At 41.7% G+C, this 18,889-nt stretch carries 16 protein-coding genes and 1 pseudogene; 4 read left to right on the forward strand and 13 right to left on the reverse strand.

Going from position 1 to position 18,889, the window contains the following annotated elements; genetic code table 11:
- Positions 1–38 precede the first annotated feature (38 nt).
- From BCU91_RS16620 to BCU91_RS16645, 6 genes and pseudogenes are all read right to left on the reverse strand, one after another.
- Positions 39–2,009, reverse strand: a complete 1,971-nt coding sequence (locus BCU91_RS16620; protein ID WP_102437675.1) for a BCCT family transporter — start codon at positions 2,007–2,009, stop codon at positions 39–41.
- A 316-nt stretch (positions 2,010–2,325) separates the two neighbouring features.
- Positions 2,326–2,889 (reverse strand): annotated as a pseudogene (locus BCU91_RS16625) (DUF502 domain-containing protein); the annotation flags it as partial.
- 208 nt (positions 2,890–3,097) lie between these two features.
- Positions 3,098–3,808, reverse strand: a complete 711-nt coding sequence (gene phoU / locus BCU91_RS16630; protein ID WP_102437679.1) for a phosphate signaling complex protein PhoU — start codon at positions 3,806–3,808, stop codon at positions 3,098–3,100.
- A 77-nt stretch (positions 3,809–3,885) separates the two neighbouring features.
- On the reverse strand, positions 3,886–4,704 hold the full coding sequence (gene pstB / locus BCU91_RS16635) for a phosphate ABC transporter ATP-binding protein PstB (protein ID WP_102437681.1): 819 nt from the start codon (positions 4,702–4,704) through the stop codon (positions 3,886–3,888).
- Positions 4,705–4,732: 28 nt separating this feature from the next.
- Positions 4,733–6,391: a phosphate ABC transporter permease PstA gene (pstA, locus tag BCU91_RS16640; RefSeq protein ID WP_102437683.1), complete on the reverse strand. Its 1,659-nt coding sequence runs from the start codon at positions 6,389–6,391 to the stop codon at positions 4,733–4,735.
- A gap of 58 nt (positions 6,392–6,449) precedes the next feature.
- Complete coding sequence (locus BCU91_RS16645; protein ID WP_102531942.1) at positions 6,450–8,705, reverse strand: ABC transporter permease subunit; 2,256 nt, start codon at positions 8,703–8,705, stop codon at positions 6,450–6,452.
- A 253-nt stretch (positions 8,706–8,958) separates the two neighbouring features.
- Here BCU91_RS16645 and BCU91_RS16650 point away from each other — a divergent pair, with 253 nt between their 5' ends.
- Both BCU91_RS16650 and BCU91_RS16655 read left to right on the forward strand, forming a co-directional pair.
- Positions 8,959–9,465: an ACT domain-containing protein gene (locus BCU91_RS16650; protein ID WP_102437687.1), complete on the forward strand. Its 507-nt coding sequence runs from the start codon at positions 8,959–8,961 to the stop codon at positions 9,463–9,465.
- Between the two features lie 229 nt (positions 9,466–9,694).
- Positions 9,695–10,513, forward strand: a complete 819-nt coding sequence (locus BCU91_RS16655; RefSeq protein ID WP_102437689.1) for a DUF2797 domain-containing protein — start codon at positions 9,695–9,697, stop codon at positions 10,511–10,513.
- A 153-nt stretch (positions 10,514–10,666) separates the two neighbouring features.
- Here BCU91_RS16655 and BCU91_RS16660 read toward each other — a convergent pair whose 3' ends face one another.
- Positions 10,667–11,248 (reverse strand): DUF4136 domain-containing protein, encoded by a 582-nt coding sequence (locus BCU91_RS16660; protein ID WP_102475669.1) that lies wholly within the window; start codon positions 11,246–11,248, stop codon positions 10,667–10,669.
- A gap of 345 nt (positions 11,249–11,593) precedes the next feature.
- On the opposite strand from BCU91_RS16660, the gene BCU91_RS16665 reads away from it, so the two are divergent.
- Together BCU91_RS16665 and BCU91_RS16670 are read left to right on the forward strand one after the other, a co-directional pair.
- A complete protein-coding gene (locus tag BCU91_RS16665; protein WP_102531943.1) occupies positions 11,594–12,193 on the forward strand; it encodes a LysE family translocator in 600 nt (199 codons plus the stop codon).
- Between the two features lie 24 nt (positions 12,194–12,217).
- A complete protein-coding gene (locus BCU91_RS16670; protein ID WP_102437695.1) occupies positions 12,218–12,766 on the forward strand; it encodes a DUF1415 domain-containing protein in 549 nt (182 codons plus the stop codon).
- A 15-nt stretch (positions 12,767–12,781) separates the two neighbouring features.
- On the opposite strand, the gene BCU91_RS16675 is transcribed toward BCU91_RS16670, so the two are convergent.
- The 6 genes from BCU91_RS16675 to BCU91_RS16700 form a co-directional block, all read right to left on the reverse strand.
- Positions 12,782–14,089, reverse strand: a complete 1,308-nt coding sequence (locus BCU91_RS16675; RefSeq protein ID WP_102437697.1) for a BamA/TamA family outer membrane protein — start codon at positions 14,087–14,089, stop codon at positions 12,782–12,784.
- Positions 14,076–15,491: a DUF4056 domain-containing protein gene (locus BCU91_RS16680; RefSeq protein ID WP_198590486.1), complete on the reverse strand. Its 1,416-nt coding sequence runs from the start codon at positions 15,489–15,491 to the stop codon at positions 14,076–14,078. Before BCU91_RS16680 ends, BCU91_RS16675 begins: the two co-directional genes overlap by 14 nt.
- The gene (locus tag BCU91_RS16685; protein WP_102437699.1) at positions 15,488–16,402 is read right to left on the reverse strand and encodes an alpha/beta hydrolase; all 915 of its coding nucleotides are present in this window, start codon (positions 16,400–16,402) and stop codon (positions 15,488–15,490) included. Before BCU91_RS16685 ends, BCU91_RS16680 begins: the two co-directional genes overlap by 4 nt.
- A 5-nt stretch (positions 16,403–16,407) precedes the next feature.
- Positions 16,408–17,304, reverse strand: coding sequence for a virulence protein (locus BCU91_RS16690; RefSeq protein WP_241900939.1), 897 nt, complete (start codon positions 17,302–17,304; stop codon positions 16,408–16,410).
- Positions 17,305–17,616: 312 nt separating this feature from the next.
- Positions 17,617–18,018, reverse strand: a complete 402-nt coding sequence (locus BCU91_RS16695) for a hypothetical protein (protein WP_102475670.1) — start codon at positions 18,016–18,018, stop codon at positions 17,617–17,619.
- Positions 18,019–18,849, reverse strand: a complete 831-nt coding sequence (locus BCU91_RS16700) for a class I SAM-dependent methyltransferase (RefSeq protein WP_102531944.1) — start codon at positions 18,847–18,849, stop codon at positions 18,019–18,021. It abuts the gene before it with no gap.
- Positions 18,850–18,889 lie beyond the last annotated feature (40 nt).

Consider the following 18,889-nt stretch of genomic DNA (forward strand, 5'->3'; position numbering starts at 1 on the left):
CACCACTTAAAACAAGCACCGCTTAAAACAAGCAGCCGCTAGTAAGTCACTAACTCTGAATTAGACAAATGCTGGTAGTGTAAATAGCGTTCATATTGATTAACGATATCTGCAATAATTTGCTCTTGAGTATAACCCATCACATCGTAATGCTGACCGCCGTGCTCTAAGAACACTTCCACCCGATAATAGTCTTGCTCACTAGCAAAGCCTTCGACATCGGCACCATTCATGGTAAATGCTCGAATACGCAGCCCATAAGCAAACTGCAGGGTTTCGTTGTTACCGATCAATAAACGTACCCTTTCATCATCTTGGGTGATGACAGCAGGCATATTTTTAGCTAAAAATATTTGTCTGACTTGTTCAAGTCCCGGTTTGGCGATGTTATCTAAAAATCGCTGCGCATCTTCTTGACTGGGGTGAGAGACCAGTACATCAATACGATCTTCCCAGCTCATGTTGGCTTTAGCAAATTGCACACTGGTATTGTGTTGCTGCACACTTTCTAATTTCAAGCGATCATCTTGTAAGGCTTTATACAAGCCAAGGCACATCAATAGCATCACAATCATGATTGGCATTGCACTGGCAATCGCTGCTGTTTGTAACGCTTGTAAGCCACCAGCGAGTAATAATACGCTCGCGACAACACCTTGCAGTATCGCCCAAAAAACTCGCTGGCCTACTGGCGCTTGTTCATTACCGCCTGAGGTCAAGTTATCAATCACTAACGAGCCGGAATCTGATGAAGTAACAAAAAATGTTACCACTAAGAATATGGCAATGATGGACAATACTGATGAAAATGGTAGATGCTCAAAAAATCGAAACAAGGCCACCGATACATCATTAGAAACCGCATCCGATAGATAACTCGCCCCATGGTTTCTAATCATATCAATGGCGCTATTACCAAATACTGTCATCCATAGGAAAGTGATGCCAGTTGGGAAAAATAACACCCCGACTAAGAATTCTCGAATAGTGCGCCCACGACTGACACGAGCAATAAAAGTACCTACAAATGGCGACCATGAGATCCACCAGCCCCAATACAATAATGTCCAGCCACCAAGCCAATCATCTTTTTGCTCGTAGGCGTATAAGTTAAAGGTTTTACCCACAATATCACTTAAATAACCACCGGTATTTTGAACAAATGCTTGCAGTAACAGCACTGTTGGTCCAAGAACTAAAACTGCCACAAGCAATAGCAGTGCTAACGCAAGGTTAAGCTCACTTAAACGTTTAACGCCTCTATCTAAGCCTGCAAAAACAGAAACCGTTGCTATCGCGGTAATCGCCATAATGATAATAATTTGCACAGTGATGTTATTTGGCAAACCATCAATTAAATAACTTAAGCCTGAATTGACCTGTAGCACCCCAAAGCCCAATGAGGTTGCTACGCCAAACATGGTGCCGATCACCGCAAACGTATCAACCGCGTGCCCTATAGGGCCATAGATACGCTCGCCAATGAGTGGATATAAGGCAGAACGTGGCAGTAAAGGCAGTTTATGACGATATGAGAAATACGCTAAGCTTAAAGCCACTACGGCATAGATTGACCAAATATGGATGCCATAATGGTAAAAAGTAATCTTCATGGCATCTTTTGCAGCCTCCAGTGACTCAGGCGTTGCATCAGGTGGGGCTAAATAATGCATCACTGGCTCTGCCACGCCAAAGAACATTAATCCAATACCCATCCCTGCAGAAAACAGCATAGATACCCAGCTTTTAAAGCTGTAGTCAGGCACGGAATGATCTGGGCCTAGTTTGATGTCACCAAAACGGCTCATCATGACAAAAATAATAAAGATGAGAAAAATAGCCACCCCAACAATATACAACCAGCCCGCTTTAACTTCTAACCAACTTTGAATGGCTTTAAAAAATTGGCTAGCTTCATTTGGCCAAACGGCACAAATAAATACCATGACAAAAATAAGCAATACTGAAGGGAAGAAAACCGGAGGGTTAACACTCGCTTTCTTAAACATGATTGAGACCTGTAAATAGGATAATGAACACAGCTACATAGGTAACAATTGCGCTGACAATTGCATAAGTATAGGCTGGTTCTATTGGATTGCGTTTAACGTAATCATTGAGGGGTAAATTTGTACTCGCGCGCATTGGGATTAAAAAGCACTATTTCTTAGTTGCTGAAGTGCTATTATCTGACGCCAAAGTTTCATTAGCTGACGCTTCATCGCTAGTTGCATTGCCGCTAGCATTTGCGTTTATATCACTATTGGCATTAGCGTTTATATCACTATTGGCATTAGCGTTTGTATTAGTATTGGCATTAGCAATCGAGATCCCCGCAGTTAAGTTAAAGCGCATGGCATCTTCAAATGACCAATCGACTTCAATTAAATCTTCACGCTTGACTAAACTCGTCACCCCAGCCATTTGGTAGCTAAGCTGAAACAATACTGGCACCCAATCACCTTCAGGTAGGGCTTCAGTAAGCGGTTTAGGCGCCTGTTGATTCATGATAAAGCCAACCACATAACCGCCATTGGCTTGCTTGATCAATACGGTTTTTTGATTCTTTGGCTTACCGTCTCGTTTCATTAAGTTCGCAATATCACGAATACTGCCATAGACAGATTTAAACAGCGGGAACTTCATTAATTGACGCTCAAGCCAAGCGTATAACCAAGCAAATGGGCTAAATGAAAATAACAGCCCTGAAATAAACACTAACACTGCCACCAAAATAAACCCGGCGCCGACAAAGCTGTTTTCTAAATTAACAATATCCAGCAGTAAATGGCCTAAACCATCTAAAGAAATAAATAATGACCAGAATAACCACAGACTCAGTGCCATTGGCAGTAAGTTAGTTAAACCACGAGAAAGGGTGTTTTTCATTGAGCCTACAAAACGAACGAGGAATTACAGAAATTTTAACACAGTTTGCTAATGCTCCAGCCTATTTAGCCCCCTTGTTGAGCAAAGGCTAATTAACTTTTGTGAGTTGGCTCACAGCATTAGCACTACCAGCATAAAAGTGACAGCAATAAAAAAGTCCCATTAACCATAATGAGACTGTTATTTTTTGCTTGCAGGCAAACATAGCTTACATATTTAGATCTTTTTCCATCTCTTCATAGGAAGTATGGCGAACATCTTTACCTTTAACGAAATAGATAATGTACTCACAAATGTTTTTACAGCGGTCCCCCACACGCTCAACCGCCCGCGCAGCCCAAAGTACATCTAACACACCAGGAATTGAGCGAGGATCTTCCATCATATAGGTCATTAACTGACGAATAATCCCTTCATATTCTTTGTCTAGTTTGGCATCTTCTTTGTGTAACTCTAAGGCATTATCAGCATCCATACGTGCAAGCGCGTCCAGTGTCGAATGCAAGGTACGGGTTGCATGGCGACCCATGTTTTCAATACTCACCAATAATGGCTGTTGATTGTTTAAACGTTTATCTAATGCTGCTTTTGCGATACGTACACAAGCATCACCAATACGCTCTAAATCAGTAATAGTTTTAGTTATGGTGATAATTAAACGTAAGTCACTTGCCGCTGGTTGGCGCTTAGCAATAATGCGGGTGCATTCTTCATCAATTGACACTTCCATGCCATTTACGCGGTGATCGCCATTAATCACTTTTTGGGCAAGCTCGGCATCTAAGCTACCAAGAGCATCAAGGGCTTGTTCAAGTTGGCGCTCAACTAAACCGCCCATGGCCAAAACACGGTTACGAATATCTTCTAATTCAGCATTAAACTGTCCAGAAATATGCTTATTTAAACTTTTGTTTTCCATTACTTTATTACCTTAATTATCTCTGACTTTCTCACCAATGACTTGCCATAAGCGCCAGCTTACTCACTTCGTTATTATTAACCGTAACGACCTGTGATGTAATCTTCGGTTTTACGCTTTTGCGGCGTGGTGAAAATGGTATTGGTATCCGCATATTCAATCAACTCGCCCATGTACATAAAGGCGGTTTGATCAGAAACCCGCGCCGCTTGTTGCATGTTATGGGTCACTATCACTACTGTGTATTTCGATTTAAGCTCAGTGATCAGCTCTTCGATGGTTAAGGTTGAAATAGGATCCAGTGCTGATGTGGGCTCATCAAGCAATAACACTTCAGGCTCAATAGCAATAGCGCGAGCAATAACCAAACGTTGTTGCTGACCACCCGATAGGCCAAAAGCATTATCGTGTAAGCGATCTTTCACTTCATCCCAAATCGCAGCGCCACGTAATGACATTTCAGCAGCTTCGTCTAGTTCGCGGCGATTACTCACCCCTTGTAGGCGTAAGCCATAAACCACATTCTCATAAATTGATTTAGGAAATGGGTTTGGGCGCTGGAAAACCATACCGACATTTCGACGCAACTGAGCGACATCAACATTTTTGTCATAAATATTTTGCCCGTTCAGTAAGATTTCACCACTGATTTTACAGGTTTCAACCAAGTCATTCATGCGGTTAATACAACGCAGTAAGGTTGATTTACCACAACCACTTGGGCCAATAAAGGCGGTGACTTGTTTTTTAGGAATTTTCATTCCAACGTTATATAACGCCTGCTTATCACCATAACGTAAATCAAGGTTACGAATTTCTAGGGCAGTATCCTGTGCGGGTAAGTTTGCTAAATCAATAATGTTAGATTTAGTTGCGCGTTGATCAATTGAAATCATTTTTGTATTTTCCTCAGGATATCGCTAATTAATGTTCTAGCGAACGGAATTTTTCACGTAAGTGATTACGTACACTAATTGCTGTTAAGTTAAGTGTCACAATCACAGATACTAATAAGAATGAAGTCGCGTAAACCAATGGTCTCGCCGCTTCAACGTTAGGGCTTTGAAAGCCAACGTCATAAATATGGAACCCAAGATGCATAAACTTACGTTCTAAATGCACAAACGGGAAGTTCATATCAATCGGTAATGTCGGCGCCAGTTTTACCACGCCCACTAACATCAGTGGTGCTACCTCACCTGCTGCTCGGGCGACCGCAAGAATAAGTCCGGTCATAATCGCAGGGCTTGCCATTGGAATAACAATGCGCCATAAGGTTTCAAATTTGGTTGCCCCTAAGGCTAAGCTGCCTTGACGCACGGCACTTGGAATACGGCTTAAACCCTCTTCCGTAGATACAATCACCACAGGTAAAGTTAAGATAGCCAAGGTTAAGGCTGACCAAATCACCCCTGGTGAACCAAACGTTGGCGCAGGCAATGCTTCAGGGTAAAACAGCTGATCTAACGAACCACCAAGCATATACACAAAGAAGCCCAAACCAAATACACCATAAACGATTGATGGCACACCGGCTAAGTTAATCACCGCAATACGGATCATCTTAGTAATTGGCCCTTTTTTGGCGTACTCATGTAAATAAATTGCCGCGATTACGCCAAATGGGGTCACGATAACCGCCATGAGCATCACCATAAATACCGTACCAAAAATAGCAGGGAACACGCCGCCTTCGGTGTTAGCTTCACGTGGGTCTTGGCTAATAAAACGCCCCATGCCCACAAACCAATGACCGAGTTTATCGACGATGTTCATGTGATTGACATAGCTAACATCAAGCACGCTATCAAGTTTTAAGGTGACCTCTTCACCGCGCATATCACGCACAACCACTGAATCTCGCGCCGCTTTGTCGCGCAGGGCAAATAAGTCTTTTTCCATGACTAAGTAGTCTTGGTTTAACTGCTCTGCTTGGGCGTCCATCTCAGCTTTAATCGCTGGAGTGAGTTTGCCATCCAGTTCATATTTACGCTCTTTTAGGCGCAAACGCTCTAAGGCATAGTTCACTGAACCAATTTCAGACTTTTGCAGTGCCAGCGCCTCATCAGCAATATCAACTGCACGCTTGATATGTGCTACTAACGAAGTTTCAATGGCCTCGCCGGTAATATTTAAGCGCTTACCGTCTTCAATGACCGCAATTGGATAACCGTAAAAGTTACCATTTTTAGCCCTTTCGAGCATGGCCACATCAGCTGGCTTTTCACGGCTGACGATATCGGTGCCGAGGATCCAGCGAAAATCTAAGCCAACGAATTCACGGTTACCGGTTTTAACTAAGTAACGAGTCACAAACTCGCCAGGATGTTCATCAAACTGATGACCCGCTGCAATTAAACGTTCAGTGGGCACTTCTTCACGGTCGTAGATTTCACCAATTAGGGTTGTTTTAACGCCATTATTGTCTTCTAGCTGCCACTGATAAATATCGGCAGGCCAGAAGTAACTTAAGCCGCGCCACGCAATCAATAACAACAAACCCAGTACTGCAATCAAACAAATGCTCACCGCACCGCCAGTCATCCAAATCCATGGAGAACCTGATTTAAACCACTTACCCATTGCACAAACCTCTCAAGGCGATTGGCGAAATATTAAAAACTCTGTTCATCTTCATTCCTTAAAGTGAGCTATAACGTTCACGTAGACGTTGGCGTACCACTTCAGCAATGGTGTTAAAGACAAAGGTGAATACAAACAACACAAATGCCGCAAGGAATAGCACACGGTAATGGGAACTACCAATGGCAGACTCTGGCATCTCGACGGCGATATTTGCCGCTAGAGTACGCATCCCTTCAAACACACTCCACTCAAGGATTGCGGTGTTACCTGTTGCCATTAATACAATCATGGTCTCCCCCACTGCGCGGCCTAAACCCATCATGATGGCAGAGAAAATACCTGGGCTTGCCGTAAGCAGCACCACGCGGGTTAAGGTCTGCCAGTTAGTCGCGCCCAGTGCCAGTGAACCATTTGATAAATGACGTGGCACTGAGAAAATCGCATCTTCAGCAATGGAGAAAATTGTTGGAATAACCGCAAAACCCATCGCAATACCCACAACAAAGGCGTTGCGTTGATCGAATGTAATGCCTAAATCATTGGTAATGAACTGACGGGTATTACCATCAAAGAAGGCGATTTCGATTACAGGGCTAATCTCAAATGAGAACCAACCCACAAACAAAATCACTGGAATTAACATGATCTCTTGATAGGTTTCAGGTAGGCGTTGCTTCCATTTCGCTGGCAATTTACTCCAGGTAAATGCACTGACTAAAATACTGGTGGGCAGTAATGTGAGTAACACTAAAATGCCCGGTAAGTGATCTTCAATCAATGGCGCTAACCAAAGGCCAGCTAAGAAGCCTAAAATTACTGTCGGCAGTGCTTCCATGATTTCAATGGTCGGCTTAACCACGCCGCGCACTTTTGGCGACATAAAGTAGGCGGTATAAATCGCCCCTGCAATGGCCAGTGGCACGGCAAATAACATTGCATAAAATGCCGCTTTCATGGTGCCAAAAGCTAACGGCATTAAGCTTAATTTTGCTTCAAAATCATCTGAGCCCGAGGTTGACTGCCATACATATTGTGGCTCTGGGTAACCTTCGTACCAGACCTTTTCCCACAAAGCACTCCAAGACACTTCAGGGTGAGCATTATCAACCGCGAAAATGTTGAGCTTATTATTAGCTTCAACCACTAAGGCGTTTGAACGAGGGCTAAATGCCATCGCGCCCGGGTTGGCGATATCAAATGTTTCAGTGAATAAGTTGCGCTGACTGGTGGTATAAAGCAGTGATAGCTCACCTTCAGGGCTGACTACCGCAAAACTTTTACGGTAAAACTCTGTCGTCATGGCTCCGACTTTAGCGTCATTGTCAAAGTGTCTTATTTTTTGATACAAACGACCACTGCGACCACTGACTTGGAAATACTGGTCAATTAAGCCATTATCATAACTGACTAAAATTGAACTAGCACCTGCTAGCAGCATCACTTTCGACACCACTGACTTACCATTTTTCACATCGATAACTTGCAACAAGCTAGGTTCGTCACTATTGCGAATATCATAAATAAACAGTTTATTCGATGTTGGCAGGATCAATTGACGATGATCCGGTGTCATTAAGGCCGTTAAGGCATTATTGGGTGCATCTTTGATATAGGTTAAATCTGAATACCATTCGATTTCTTCAGTCATCATGTTTTCTTCGCCTTCAAGGCGACTTAGCTTCCACGAGCCATTGTCATCTTGATAAGCAAAACCAACACGATTATCGATATAATCAAAAACCAGATTGTTAAGGGCTTGGCCTTCATCCACCATAATCGGTGTTTCACCCAGTGGATAACGTAATCTTGGGGTAATGGTGCGCTTGTTATCTGGGTAAGTTACTCCAAAATCCACCCCGACGATTAATGCTTCACCAGTGCTTAAGCCTAAGGCAAAACGTTGCTCGTTAGGTTTAGCTTTAGCGCTACTAACAACCGTTGCGCCCTTAGGAAGCTTAGGTTTGAAGCTGGTGATTAACTGACGCCCTGCAACTGAATAAAAATCAACTTGGCCATCGACTAATACCCGATAAGCAATTTCATTTTGCTCATCACTGCCGACCATTAAGGTCGCGACCTCAGTTTGTTGATAGCTGATGGTTGAAATAGGCTCAACATCGGCGCCATCAAATATAGGTTTAATCACATACAATAAATAAAAGAAAATCAGCAACAAAGCGACAAATACCATGGTGCCACCCACAGTGACACCCACTTCAGCTGCCTTATCCATAAACGCTCTACGACTGGTTTGTCTGTTTACTAACAAACTCTTCGCCGCAGAACCAGGCTGACTTACCTGACTTTCCATTAAGAACCTCTATAATTAATCGTTAACGATATTTCGCTATGATTGTTTGATTCGCTGTGTTACTAACTAAACGGTGCTTTTTACTTAAGCGAACTGTTTTTTCTTTAAGCAAATTGCCAGTTTTAAAACAGCTATTTAGCTTGTGTTTATGGCAGACTATAAATGCCATATTTTATTGAGCTGAATTATATGACGTCTTTATGACAGTAGTGTTACAGCAGATTTATTTGTTAAAATTTTGGGAGTTTATTTTATGCTTCATTACCTGATAACCCTTCAAGCACCTGATAGAAAAGGATTAGTTGAACAAATCGCCAATGTAATAAGTCGTCATAACGGTAACTGGCTGGACTCAGAAATGCGTCATATTGATGGCATTTTTGCGGCAATATTACAGTTAGAAGTATCAGCCCTTAAATGGGACGCATTATTAGATGCTTTAGAGTGCATTGACGGCCTAACCTGCAGCTTTAATAAAACCAGCCAAACCCCTGTACCAATAAAACGTCTCAGCTTCAATTTAGTCGCTTATGACCGTGAAGGATTAGTGCTGGAAATCTCAAATAAGATCAATGCCCTTGGGATCAACATCGAGCAATTTAGTAGCAAACAAGAAACTGCTGGCCACACAGGCATCGCCTTGTTCAGGGCTACAATGGGCTTGGGGTTATCAGATCCATGCCAAGAAGAGCAACTTACTGACTCTTTGTATGAGTTAGGTGATGATGTGGTATTAGATAAGCTCAGTAAAAGCGCTTAATAGTCAATATTTTTCAAGGCACTTGAACAGCATATTCAGAAGTATTGAAAGCTTGAGATGCAAAATAATCAGTCATGGCCAAGTCCATGACTTTTTATCCCCTACTTGAGCGTATTTAAGGAGTATTTCTCCCTAAAGCCAATCTAAAAAAGCGGTTAATCTAACGGGCATTCATCTGGTAGACTGCATGACATAATCAACAATAACACCACAATATAAGAGAATACCGATGTTAGGCACCTTATCAAAAATGCGCACTCACCTTAATGAACAAGATGAAGTGCAGTACGAACTGCCGGTTGGCGATAATAGCGTTGCGCTAAACCCATTAATTGGTAAAACCCTAACCCTTAGCCATACAGGCAATATTTTCTGTTGTAATTGCGGTAAAAAAACCAAGAAGAGCTACTCTCAGGGCCACTGCTATGTGTGCATGCAAAAGCTGGCAAGCTGTGATTTATGCATCATGAAACCTGAAACCTGCCATTTTGATCAAGGTACTTGCCGTGAGCCAGAATGGGCGCAAACTCATTGTTTTGTGCCTCACTTTGTTTACCTATCAAATACTTCAGGCATCAAAGTCGGCATTACCCGTTACACCCAAATCCCCACGCGTTGGATTGACCAAGGTGCCACCCAAGGGCTACCTATTTTCAAGGTCTCAACTCGCCAATTGTCAGGTTTAGTGGAAGTTGAGTTTGCTAAACTCATCAATGATAAAACTAATTGGCAAGCCATGTTAAAGGGCAATGCTGATGATGTTGATTTAGTAGAAATGGCTCAGCAATTAATGCCTGAAGTAGAGCAGAGACTCGTTGAACTGCAGCAAGAAAACCCTGATTTTGTTATCGAAAGGCTCGATAATTCGATACAAAGCATTCATTTCCCTATCACTGAATTTCCTAAAAAAGTTAAGTCGCATAACTTTGATAAAACACCTGAGGTCACCGGGGTTTTACAAGGTATCAAAGGCCAGTACTTAATCTTTGACACTGGGGTGATTAACATCAGAAAGTTTTCATCTTACGAAGTAGAAATCGCGCAATAGCCAGTCACCTTGCGTTAATTCTTCATATAAATGTGATTGTTTAGATCAATACTAACAGCTTGCTTTAACAAAAAAGCCGCCGACATCACTGTCGGCGGTTTTTAGTTTTTGGACGCAATTGCTTAATTAAAGCCTTGTTAATTATTAAATAATTCAGTAGCTGTCATTATGTGGGATAGCTCTTAGCATCATGGTGGTTAATTTATCAAAGCGTTGTTCTCGATTTTGAACCGGTTTATCTGTTTCAGTGAAACCTTGAGCAAGTACACGCCAAATAGGTTGTTGACTATTAGGAATAAATATCGCTACAAGTACAGAACCCTTTTCAAACTCGTCATCTATCCCTGCTGTTGATAGTCCAGCGACTAAGCCAGCCTTGTCCATAATTTCTTTATCGCTCATTTCAGACTCTAACGCCATGCCAAAACCTATGACCATACTTGGCGACTGCGCTTCACTCACCAATGAATAGCCTTTTTGCTGCATAATTTTAGTAATAGATTGGCGCATATGTTTAATAAGCTCTTCATCATCAAGCTTATTAGCAGTATGAACACTAAACATCGTTGGATGCCAAGCAAAGGTTTTGCCATAAGGCGATATTGCGCCTAAATCACCAGTGGTAACCATAGTAACACTTGTTGGCACATGGACTTCTGTGGCCTCTTTACTGGTGCAGCCAGTTAAGAAAATCAATAATAAACTCACCCATAAAAAATGTTGTTTCTTTATCATTTACGCCTCAACTATCTATTTCAACCAGATTGGTAGTTTAGAAGGTTACAAAACCTCTTATTAATATAAATCTACCATATAAACCATAACCTAACCTGACTGAAATTCAACGAGATCACAAACTTAATAGCCAGTATTCACCATCCAAGCACTTATAAAACAAAACACAGGCGTAACACCAGCGCCACTCAAACCCATCATTTAGCAAACCAATGTAACTCACAAAAAATGCTGGTATTGTCATTCGCATCATTCAGGGATTAATTTTCACTAGGTTACTGTTTAAATTAAGGCTAATATGCAGTTCAAAAATCTTTTATCCTAACCCCCAAAACAAAACCTTATATGGAATTAATTTTTACTATTGCATTATTCGCCTTTTCAGCCGGTATAACCCCTGGGCCAAACAATATTATGTTGATGACCTCAGGAGTGAACTTTGGTGTTAAACGTAGTATTCCCCACTTGATTGGTATTTCTTTGGGCTTTCCGACCATGATACTGGCCATTGGTCTGGGGTTAAGTAGCTTATTTCAAACCTACCCCATCATGCACCAAATTATAAAAGTCGTTGGGATCACTTACTTACTTTACCTTTCTTGGCTAATTGCTAACAACAACAGTAATTTAGAAGGTAAACAAACCAGTAAACCCTTTAGCTTTATACAAGCTGCAGCCTTTCAATGGGTCAATCCTAAAGGCTGGATAATTGCAATTGGTACCATTGCGACTTTCACGAACATTGAGCAACCGTTAACACCTCAAGTGCTCACTATTGCCATGGTCTTTTTATGTATCGCACTGCCCTGTGGCTCTGTGTGGCTAAGTTTTGGGGTTGGGCTGAAAAAGTTATTAAAAAATCAACGACAGCAACGCATTTTCAATGTTTCGATGGCAGTGTTATTAGTGCTGTCGATCATTCCGATGATCCTACCCAATAGTTAACCCAAGTAGTAACAATAGGTTTATATGTCTGAAATTAGCCAAGTCGAATTAGAAACTGCCAACTGGGTTTCTAAAGTGATTATGAAATACAATATTTGTCCTTTTGCCCGCCGTGAAATCGAACGCAATAGCATTCGCTATTTCACTTGTGAACAAACCAAAGTAAAGCAGGTAATGAAGGATTTTTTAACTGAATGTCAGTATTTGGATGAAAATCCACAAGCAGAAACCACACTGTTTATCTTGCCTCGTGGCTTTGAAGGGTTTTACAGCTATCTTGATATTGTTGACTTGGCCAATGACAAGTTACTTGAGCATGACTATGAAGGGGTATATCAGTTAGCAAGTTTTCACCCTGACTATTGTTTTGAGGGAGAGCCCCAAGACAGCGCAGCAAACTATACCAATCGTGCGCCTTATCCAACCATCCATATTATTCGCGAAGCCAGTATGGAAGCCGCCTTAGCCGAATATAACGAACCTGAAACCATACCAGAGCGTAATATTGCTTTTGCAGAAAGAAAAGGCAGCGACTTTTTTGAAGCGTTATTAAAGCAGTGCAAACAGAGTTAGCACTGCTAAGGGCCGCTAGAAGGCTTCATTGACGTTAAAGTAAAAGCCGCTGTCACCATCACCAAACGCTAAATCTAGGCGTAAATTGACTTTAGGCTTAACCTCTAAACGATAACCGATACCAATATTAGGCAGTAACTCATCAAAGGACAGTTCGCCCACTTTGTCTGCAATACTGCCTGCACCAACCCAATAAACCATGCCGTGCCTGCCAGTTAAATGTTGTCGATACTCCACCTGAGCCAGCAGCATTTGTTTGTCACGATAGCGACCCGTGGTGTAGCCCCGTAATGAATTACCTCCACCGATTTTAGATAGCTGATCCCAAGGTACATCGCCGTGGGTGAAGCGTCCGCGTACTTGCCATGCTATGGTGTCATCATCAAGGATTGGATAATAGGCACTGTATAAAGCGTTATAGACTTCAAAGTCGTGCTTGCCGCCAAAGTCTTCGCGATACACGCCAATCTCAAACTGGCTAATGCTCCCCTGCTGCGGGTTAAGCACATGATCGCGGGTATCATAGTTAATTAATAAATTGACCCCAACATTACGAGAAACTTCTTGTAAAGGGTCAACATCCACATCAATTGAGACCACATCAACATCCGTGGCCTTTGCATAGGTAAAATCAAAACCTGCTCCCACAAAACTATGGGCGGATATGCGCTGCAGGAACATAGGGTTAACTTGAAATGTTTGACTATTAAATTCAACCCGATTTAAGTCTTGCTGGTTAAATTCATAACCTACGCCGTAGTACACATCCGGTATGTCATACACATTGGCATTTAAATAAAGACGTTGGTTATCGCCATTAAAAAAGGTTTTATTTTCAATCCCGACCCCTAGCGCGCCATTGATTGAGGCTAAACCATTAATAACCAAAGAAGATAAATCACTTACAGTATCCTCTGGGTCGACTTGATATAGCCCAACCACAGATATCCCAACACCTAAACTCATTTCAGGGTTATAAAATGGCCCAGGTAAATAGCTAAAATCAATGCCCTTATCTGGATCAAACTCACCATCGGCACCGAGGTTAGTCAGTAGGTTTTCAAACCAGCCTTGATCTTCAGCTTCATCGGTTATGGTTTCAAGCTGATCAGCGCCAACCAATACCGCCTCTCCTTCGCTTGTTGTTATTGGCGCTGACGTTTCTGGCTTTATTGTTGAATTTACTTGTGAATTTATTTCTGCGTTGGCAGAAATAGCCGCATTCGCCTCCGTTAATGGGGCAGCAATAGCGGCATTGATGGCAAAAAAGCTGGCACAATTTACAATCAGTAGGCGAGTAACAAACGGACTAATTATTTTCATTTAACAGCGCACCTATTGCTGGTTCAATTGTGGCAGCGTCATTAATAGCTGCACCAGTGTCTGCAGCATTTTGAGGCTCTGTTTGTTCGCGAGTGTCTGGCAAGTCATCTAGCGGCGTTTGTTGATGGGTCAAATGAGGGTTTTCAGCTAAATGCTGCTTTAACAACTTATAATCCTCACGTTCATCATATTTAGCAATCTCTACAAACTGCAAATGGGTAAAGCCATCAAGCCATAATTCTTCTGGTACGTGGCTAAATGAACCTGCAAACTTTTTATCTACACTAATGTGCTGCACAGCCACTTCATCAAAGTTAATCCCAAAAAGCTCAACGGCTAATGATAAGTTTTGTGGTGATGCAGGCGCGTCGTAAACTGCTGCTACCTTGTCCCATTGATCACTCGCCTGAGCTTGCTCTTTACTGACCAAATAAGGTGATTGTTTGTCGCCGAGTAGGTAATGACGTTTAAGTAATACGAATTTATTTGGTAGTGGCTCGTTTGAGTCCCACCAGTCACCATCGATTGCCCTAAAGAGCGCATTGGTTTGCTCTTTAGATAAAGGCTCCAACCAAGCCAATGTGGCCGCTAACCAACCCGTCATATGATAATCATATTGCTGCTTGGTCATGGCTAAATTGTTGGTCAGGATTGCTAACGCAATTTTGGCTCCCAGCATGTTTGAATATAAATCTTCTAACGAATAAGCCGATACCGCTTCTGTCCATAAGGCAAAACTGCGATAACCATGCCACTGGGATATTTCATGGGCTTCAGCCATAGTAAAGGCTAAGCGTACCGCCATGGCCGCCGCTAACTCCCAACGGTCATCTGCCGATAAATAACTCACATCAAAAGCGGCAAGTTCAAAGGTTCTATGGCCAATTTCTAATGGTAATTCAATTGACTGTGCCTGACCCAGTTTAGGCTGAATAAGATAAAACAGAGCAATAGCATTATCAGCGGTATCACGCACATGGGCTAAATCAATAAAGCCGCCTTTACGGGTATAAAGCATGCCATTGTTTTCCATGCTCTTACCGCTATCAGGTGAGCCTTTTTCATAACTAAATGTACCGGCATCAAATGCATGTGCGCCAATATCCTCAAGCGCTACTGTGTTAGCGTGACGATAAAAAGGGATCGGTAATAACCCCATAGCGACTTTTTGGTCAAAACCAAAAGCACAACAAGGTCTGACACTGGCGGGCATTGAAAGTGCTGCATTTTCAGGAAGGGTAATATCTCTGACTAAGGCATTATCAGGTATATCATCTAAAGCGGCACTGACCGCAATATCTGTGGGTAATGCGCGCACTTGCCACTCATTACTAGAGCAAGCGCCTAAGGTCATAACTAAGCCTAAAAATGATATCGCTACGGGAATTTTTATGATTTTCATTGAATAAAAGCCCTGATTTCTTTATTAATTTGTTTAGGAAAGTCATTACTCAATCCGTGAACACCGTCAGGTATAACTATGATAGGTGCATTTAAAAACTCAGCAAAACGACGACCGTTATCTAATGGGAACACCACATCCTTTTCCCCCCAGATTAAGATGGTTGACGGTAAAGAGTCGGCAAATTCGTCGGGGTTTAATTGATCCCGATAAGCCGGCAAGGTGGTAATAAGAGATTCTTTTTGTGGCAGAGAGTCGGCAAAGTAATATTCATAAACCTGCTGGTCGATGAACGCTGGCATCCATGGATAATCAACGAAAGTTTTTTCAAGTAAACGTCTTACTTCAGGGCCATTTTTAGGCACAAACACCGCTTCAGGCACATCGGCACCAAAACGCTTAGTCATTGCTAGCATATCCTCATCTGAAAATATCAGTCCAGGACTTGCTAGCATCACCACCTTATCCACTTTGGGCTCGTGGATCATTAAATCAAAAGTGACAAAACCACCAAAAGAAATACCCACCAGGTTAACGCTGCTTAACGCTAATTGGCTTATCAACTGTTGCATAGCTTGGGTTTCACTACTGATAGTGGCAGGTGCAGCGCTATAGGACTCACCAAACCACAGTAAATCCGGCACTATCACTTGATAATCCTCACTCAAGTCGAGCATCATTTCATACCAGCTGGTCATGCCATTACCACCAAAACCGTGTAGTAATAATAAAGTGGGTTTAGCGCTATCGCCCCCTTGCCAGTAATGTAACTCGCCTCCCTCAGTCAATGACATTTGATGACGCTCAAAACCGTTTTTGAGCAAATTGTTTTGTTGGTGATCATCAACCATGGCAACAATGCTGCAGCCACTAAGCAATAGCGCAAAAAAACTAAGGATTATGAGTCTCATCAATATTAAAACCTATATCCAATACCTGCCATAAAACTAGTACGAGTACCAATACCGCCCTCAAGCAGTAAATCAAACCCTTTACCCAACTCAATTTGGCCACCAATTAAACCATTCCATTTATCGGCTAAATGTTGGTTAACTTCGAATTTAGCACCAGGAATAGGCACGCCAATATCCTGTAAAAAACCACTGAAGGTTTGCTCAACATTTTGGTACATTCCGCCAATCCAAATTTGGGTATCGTGACCACGGATATCAAAACGGTAGCCAACTCTTGGTGAAACAACAATTGAACTGATTTCACCTTCTAAAATATCTAAATCTGTATTGGTATAATTAACATCGAGCAAGGCAAACCAGTTACCAATACCGCCAACAATGGTGCCACCGGCGCCATAGGTTAAGCCTTCAAAATTTAAGGCAAAGTCAAAAGGAGCGGTTTCTACCGGCTTAAATGGAGGAGGAAGATCTAAGTTGACCGTGACATTTGCAATACTACTACCTGAGGTTTTACCAATAATGCCGTATAAATTTAAAAAAGGCAGCACCCACATATCAGCACGAAAGGTAATTGTTTCTGACTCTTGAATCGCTTCACTGCCTTTAATTGAGACAATTTCATCAAGCAGACCTAATCCCGAGAAACTGACATTTTCTACCACCAATGGCTGATCCATATTCATATAGGTCACCCCTATGCCATACGGCTTAGGTAACTCATAGCCTAAATCAATGGCATCTTGTGCCCAAATAGGAAAAACTCGGTCATATTTAGGCTGAACTTCGATAGCTTCATCCGCAGCTTCTGTAACCGACTCGTTAACGGACGCATTCACGTTTGCTTGAGTGGCAAAAGCAGTAAAACCTAAAAAAATACCTGATAAAACTCTTAACATCATGTAGGGATATCCTTGAATAACCATGATTCTTTAATAGGCTATAAACTGAATAAATTCAACTTTAGCTATTATAGTGTACTGACAATAAAGTGTTGATATTTTGTACAAAAAAATACCAAGCTGCGCATAGTAGAGACGGAAGCTGAATTTATATTAAAAGCCGTCAATATAAAAATAAATTCATTTAAACATAAGCACTTAATACGCAATTTCTCCATCAGGTTTACAGTCATAATGTTTTTGAATATAAAAACAAACAAATCTATAACAAACCTAATAACCTTGTTGAGACGCGATTGTTAGAAATGGTTATTAATTAACGCTGCAACTCATTGTCGCAGCCTCTGAAATCGTAATTACCACTCTTTTATGAATTTCAAAATTAGTAATATAACCGCACTCACCTGCGATGATCTCGCCACTATCAAGCTCTATGTGATAACGATATGCGCCATCTAACTGCGCTAAATCATAATACAGGGTGTTAGTATGCATGGCGGCGATGTCACCAAAGTCTAAGCGGCTATGGGGAAGTTTTACCACCGCGGATTCAACACCTTGAGCTGATTGATTACTGATGGTCAAACTGGGACTGAGATATAAGTACGACCAATATATTAATAAAATAAGCCCGCATAATAATATCGACACTTTGGCAAATAGTGCCCTCCAGCCAGTCACGACCTTAAGTTTATTACCCTTTGTAAAAACCATTTAGACTTTGGTTCCTTTCACTGTAAACACTAAAGGCACTGAGTTACCTTTAACAATAGAATGAAACTGATTAGGCGCTTGCTCTATCAAATTTTCAAAGCAGTTATAGGGGCTAAATGGATACTCGTTAAGACTATCAATTCTGATCCCTGCTTTGATTAGCGCATTAATAACATTACTTAATGAATGCGGCCAAGTCAGCATAGTTTGTGGTGTCGAAGCTGTTGATTGCGGTGAAGATGCAGACTCGAAATTACCGTGTGATTCGGTATAACTACCCTCAACGACCACATCAGCCTCAGTTTTATGAAAATAACTATAACCTTCTAAAACATCATGTAGTGGATGAAACTCAGCCATATAAAAACAGCCACCCTGCTTTAAACTCTTGGCAATGATGTTTGCCCAACGATCAAGACAAGGCAGCCAACAAATGGTGCCGTATGAGGTAAATACAATGTCAAAATCAGTGACTTGCTTATCGGTAAATTGGGGCAAACTTTGATCGCCAAATTGATACACATCGGCGCAAATAAACTCGGCTTCTAGCTCACATTGCAATGCCAGCTCATTAGCTTTAGCAATGGCAACATCCGATAAATCAACTGCAGTGACAATTGCACCTTTACGAACCCAAGATAAGCTATCAAGACCAAAATGGCATTGCAGGTGTAATAAAGATTTTCCATTAACATCAGTAAGTTCAGCTGTTTCAATTTCGGTTAATGAAGATTTTCCCTTCAAAAAACCAGCCACATCATAAAATGATGAATCAAAATGCACTTTTGCTCTTTCATTCCAAGCATGCTTATTAACTGAAACATAATCCATCATCAAAGCCTTGTAAGTCATTATTAATATTGTGTATTTT

It is taken from the genome of Shewanella sp. 10N.286.52.B9 (genome assembly GCF_002873635.1).
Lineage (GTDB): Bacteria > Pseudomonadota > Gammaproteobacteria > Enterobacterales > Shewanellaceae > Shewanella.

Bases quoted from the DNA above. Each gene is read 5' to 3' on its own strand.
- phoU (WP_102437679.1), bottom strand. From the start codon at position 3,808: ATGGAAAACAAAAGTTTAAATAAGCATATTTCTGGACAGTTTAATGCT.
- BCU91_RS16665 (WP_102531943.1), top strand. From the start codon at position 11,594: ATGGAATTAATTTTTACTATTGCATTATTCGCCTTTTCAGCCGGTATA.
- pstA (WP_102437683.1), bottom strand. From the start codon at position 6,391: ATGGGTAAGTGGTTTAAATCAGGTTCTCCATGGATTTGGATGACTGGC.
- BCU91_RS16685 (WP_102437699.1), bottom strand. From the start codon at position 16,402: ATGAGACTCATAATCCTTAGTTTTTTTGCGCTATTGCTTAGTGGCTGC.
- BCU91_RS16700 (WP_102531944.1), bottom strand. From the start codon at position 18,849: ATGGATTATGTTTCAGTTAATAAGCATGCTTGGAATGAAAGAGCAAAA.
- BCU91_RS16675 (WP_102437697.1), bottom strand. From the start codon at position 14,089: ATGAAAATAATTAGTCCGTTTGTTACTCGCCTACTGATTGTAAATTGT.
- pstB (WP_102437681.1), bottom strand. From the start codon at position 4,704: ATGATTTCAATTGATCAACGCGCAACTAAATCTAACATTATTGATTTA.
- BCU91_RS16670 (WP_102437695.1), top strand. From the start codon at position 12,218: ATGTCTGAAATTAGCCAAGTCGAATTAGAAACTGCCAACTGGGTTTCT.
- BCU91_RS16655 (WP_102437689.1), top strand. From the start codon at position 9,695: ATGTTAGGCACCTTATCAAAAATGCGCACTCACCTTAATGAACAAGAT.
- BCU91_RS16680 (WP_198590486.1), bottom strand. From the start codon at position 15,491: ATGAAAATCATAAAAATTCCCGTAGCGATATCATTTTTAGGCTTAGTT.
- BCU91_RS16660 (WP_102475669.1), bottom strand. From the start codon at position 11,248: ATGATAAAGAAACAACATTTTTTATGGGTGAGTTTATTATTGATTTTC.
- BCU91_RS16695 (WP_102475670.1), bottom strand. From the start codon at position 18,018: ATGGTTTTTACAAAGGGTAATAAACTTAAGGTCGTGACTGGCTGGAGG.
- BCU91_RS16645 (WP_102531942.1), bottom strand. From the start codon at position 8,705: ATGGAAAGTCAGGTAAGTCAGCCTGGTTCTGCGGCGAAGAGTTTGTTA.
- BCU91_RS16690 (WP_241900939.1), bottom strand. From the start codon at position 17,304: ATGATGTTAAGAGTTTTATCAGGTATTTTTTTAGGTTTTACTGCTTTT.
- BCU91_RS16620 (WP_102437675.1), bottom strand. From the start codon at position 2,009: ATGTTTAAGAAAGCGAGTGTTAACCCTCCGGTTTTCTTCCCTTCAGTA.
- BCU91_RS16650 (WP_102437687.1), top strand. From the start codon at position 8,959: ATGCTTCATTACCTGATAACCCTTCAAGCACCTGATAGAAAAGGATTA.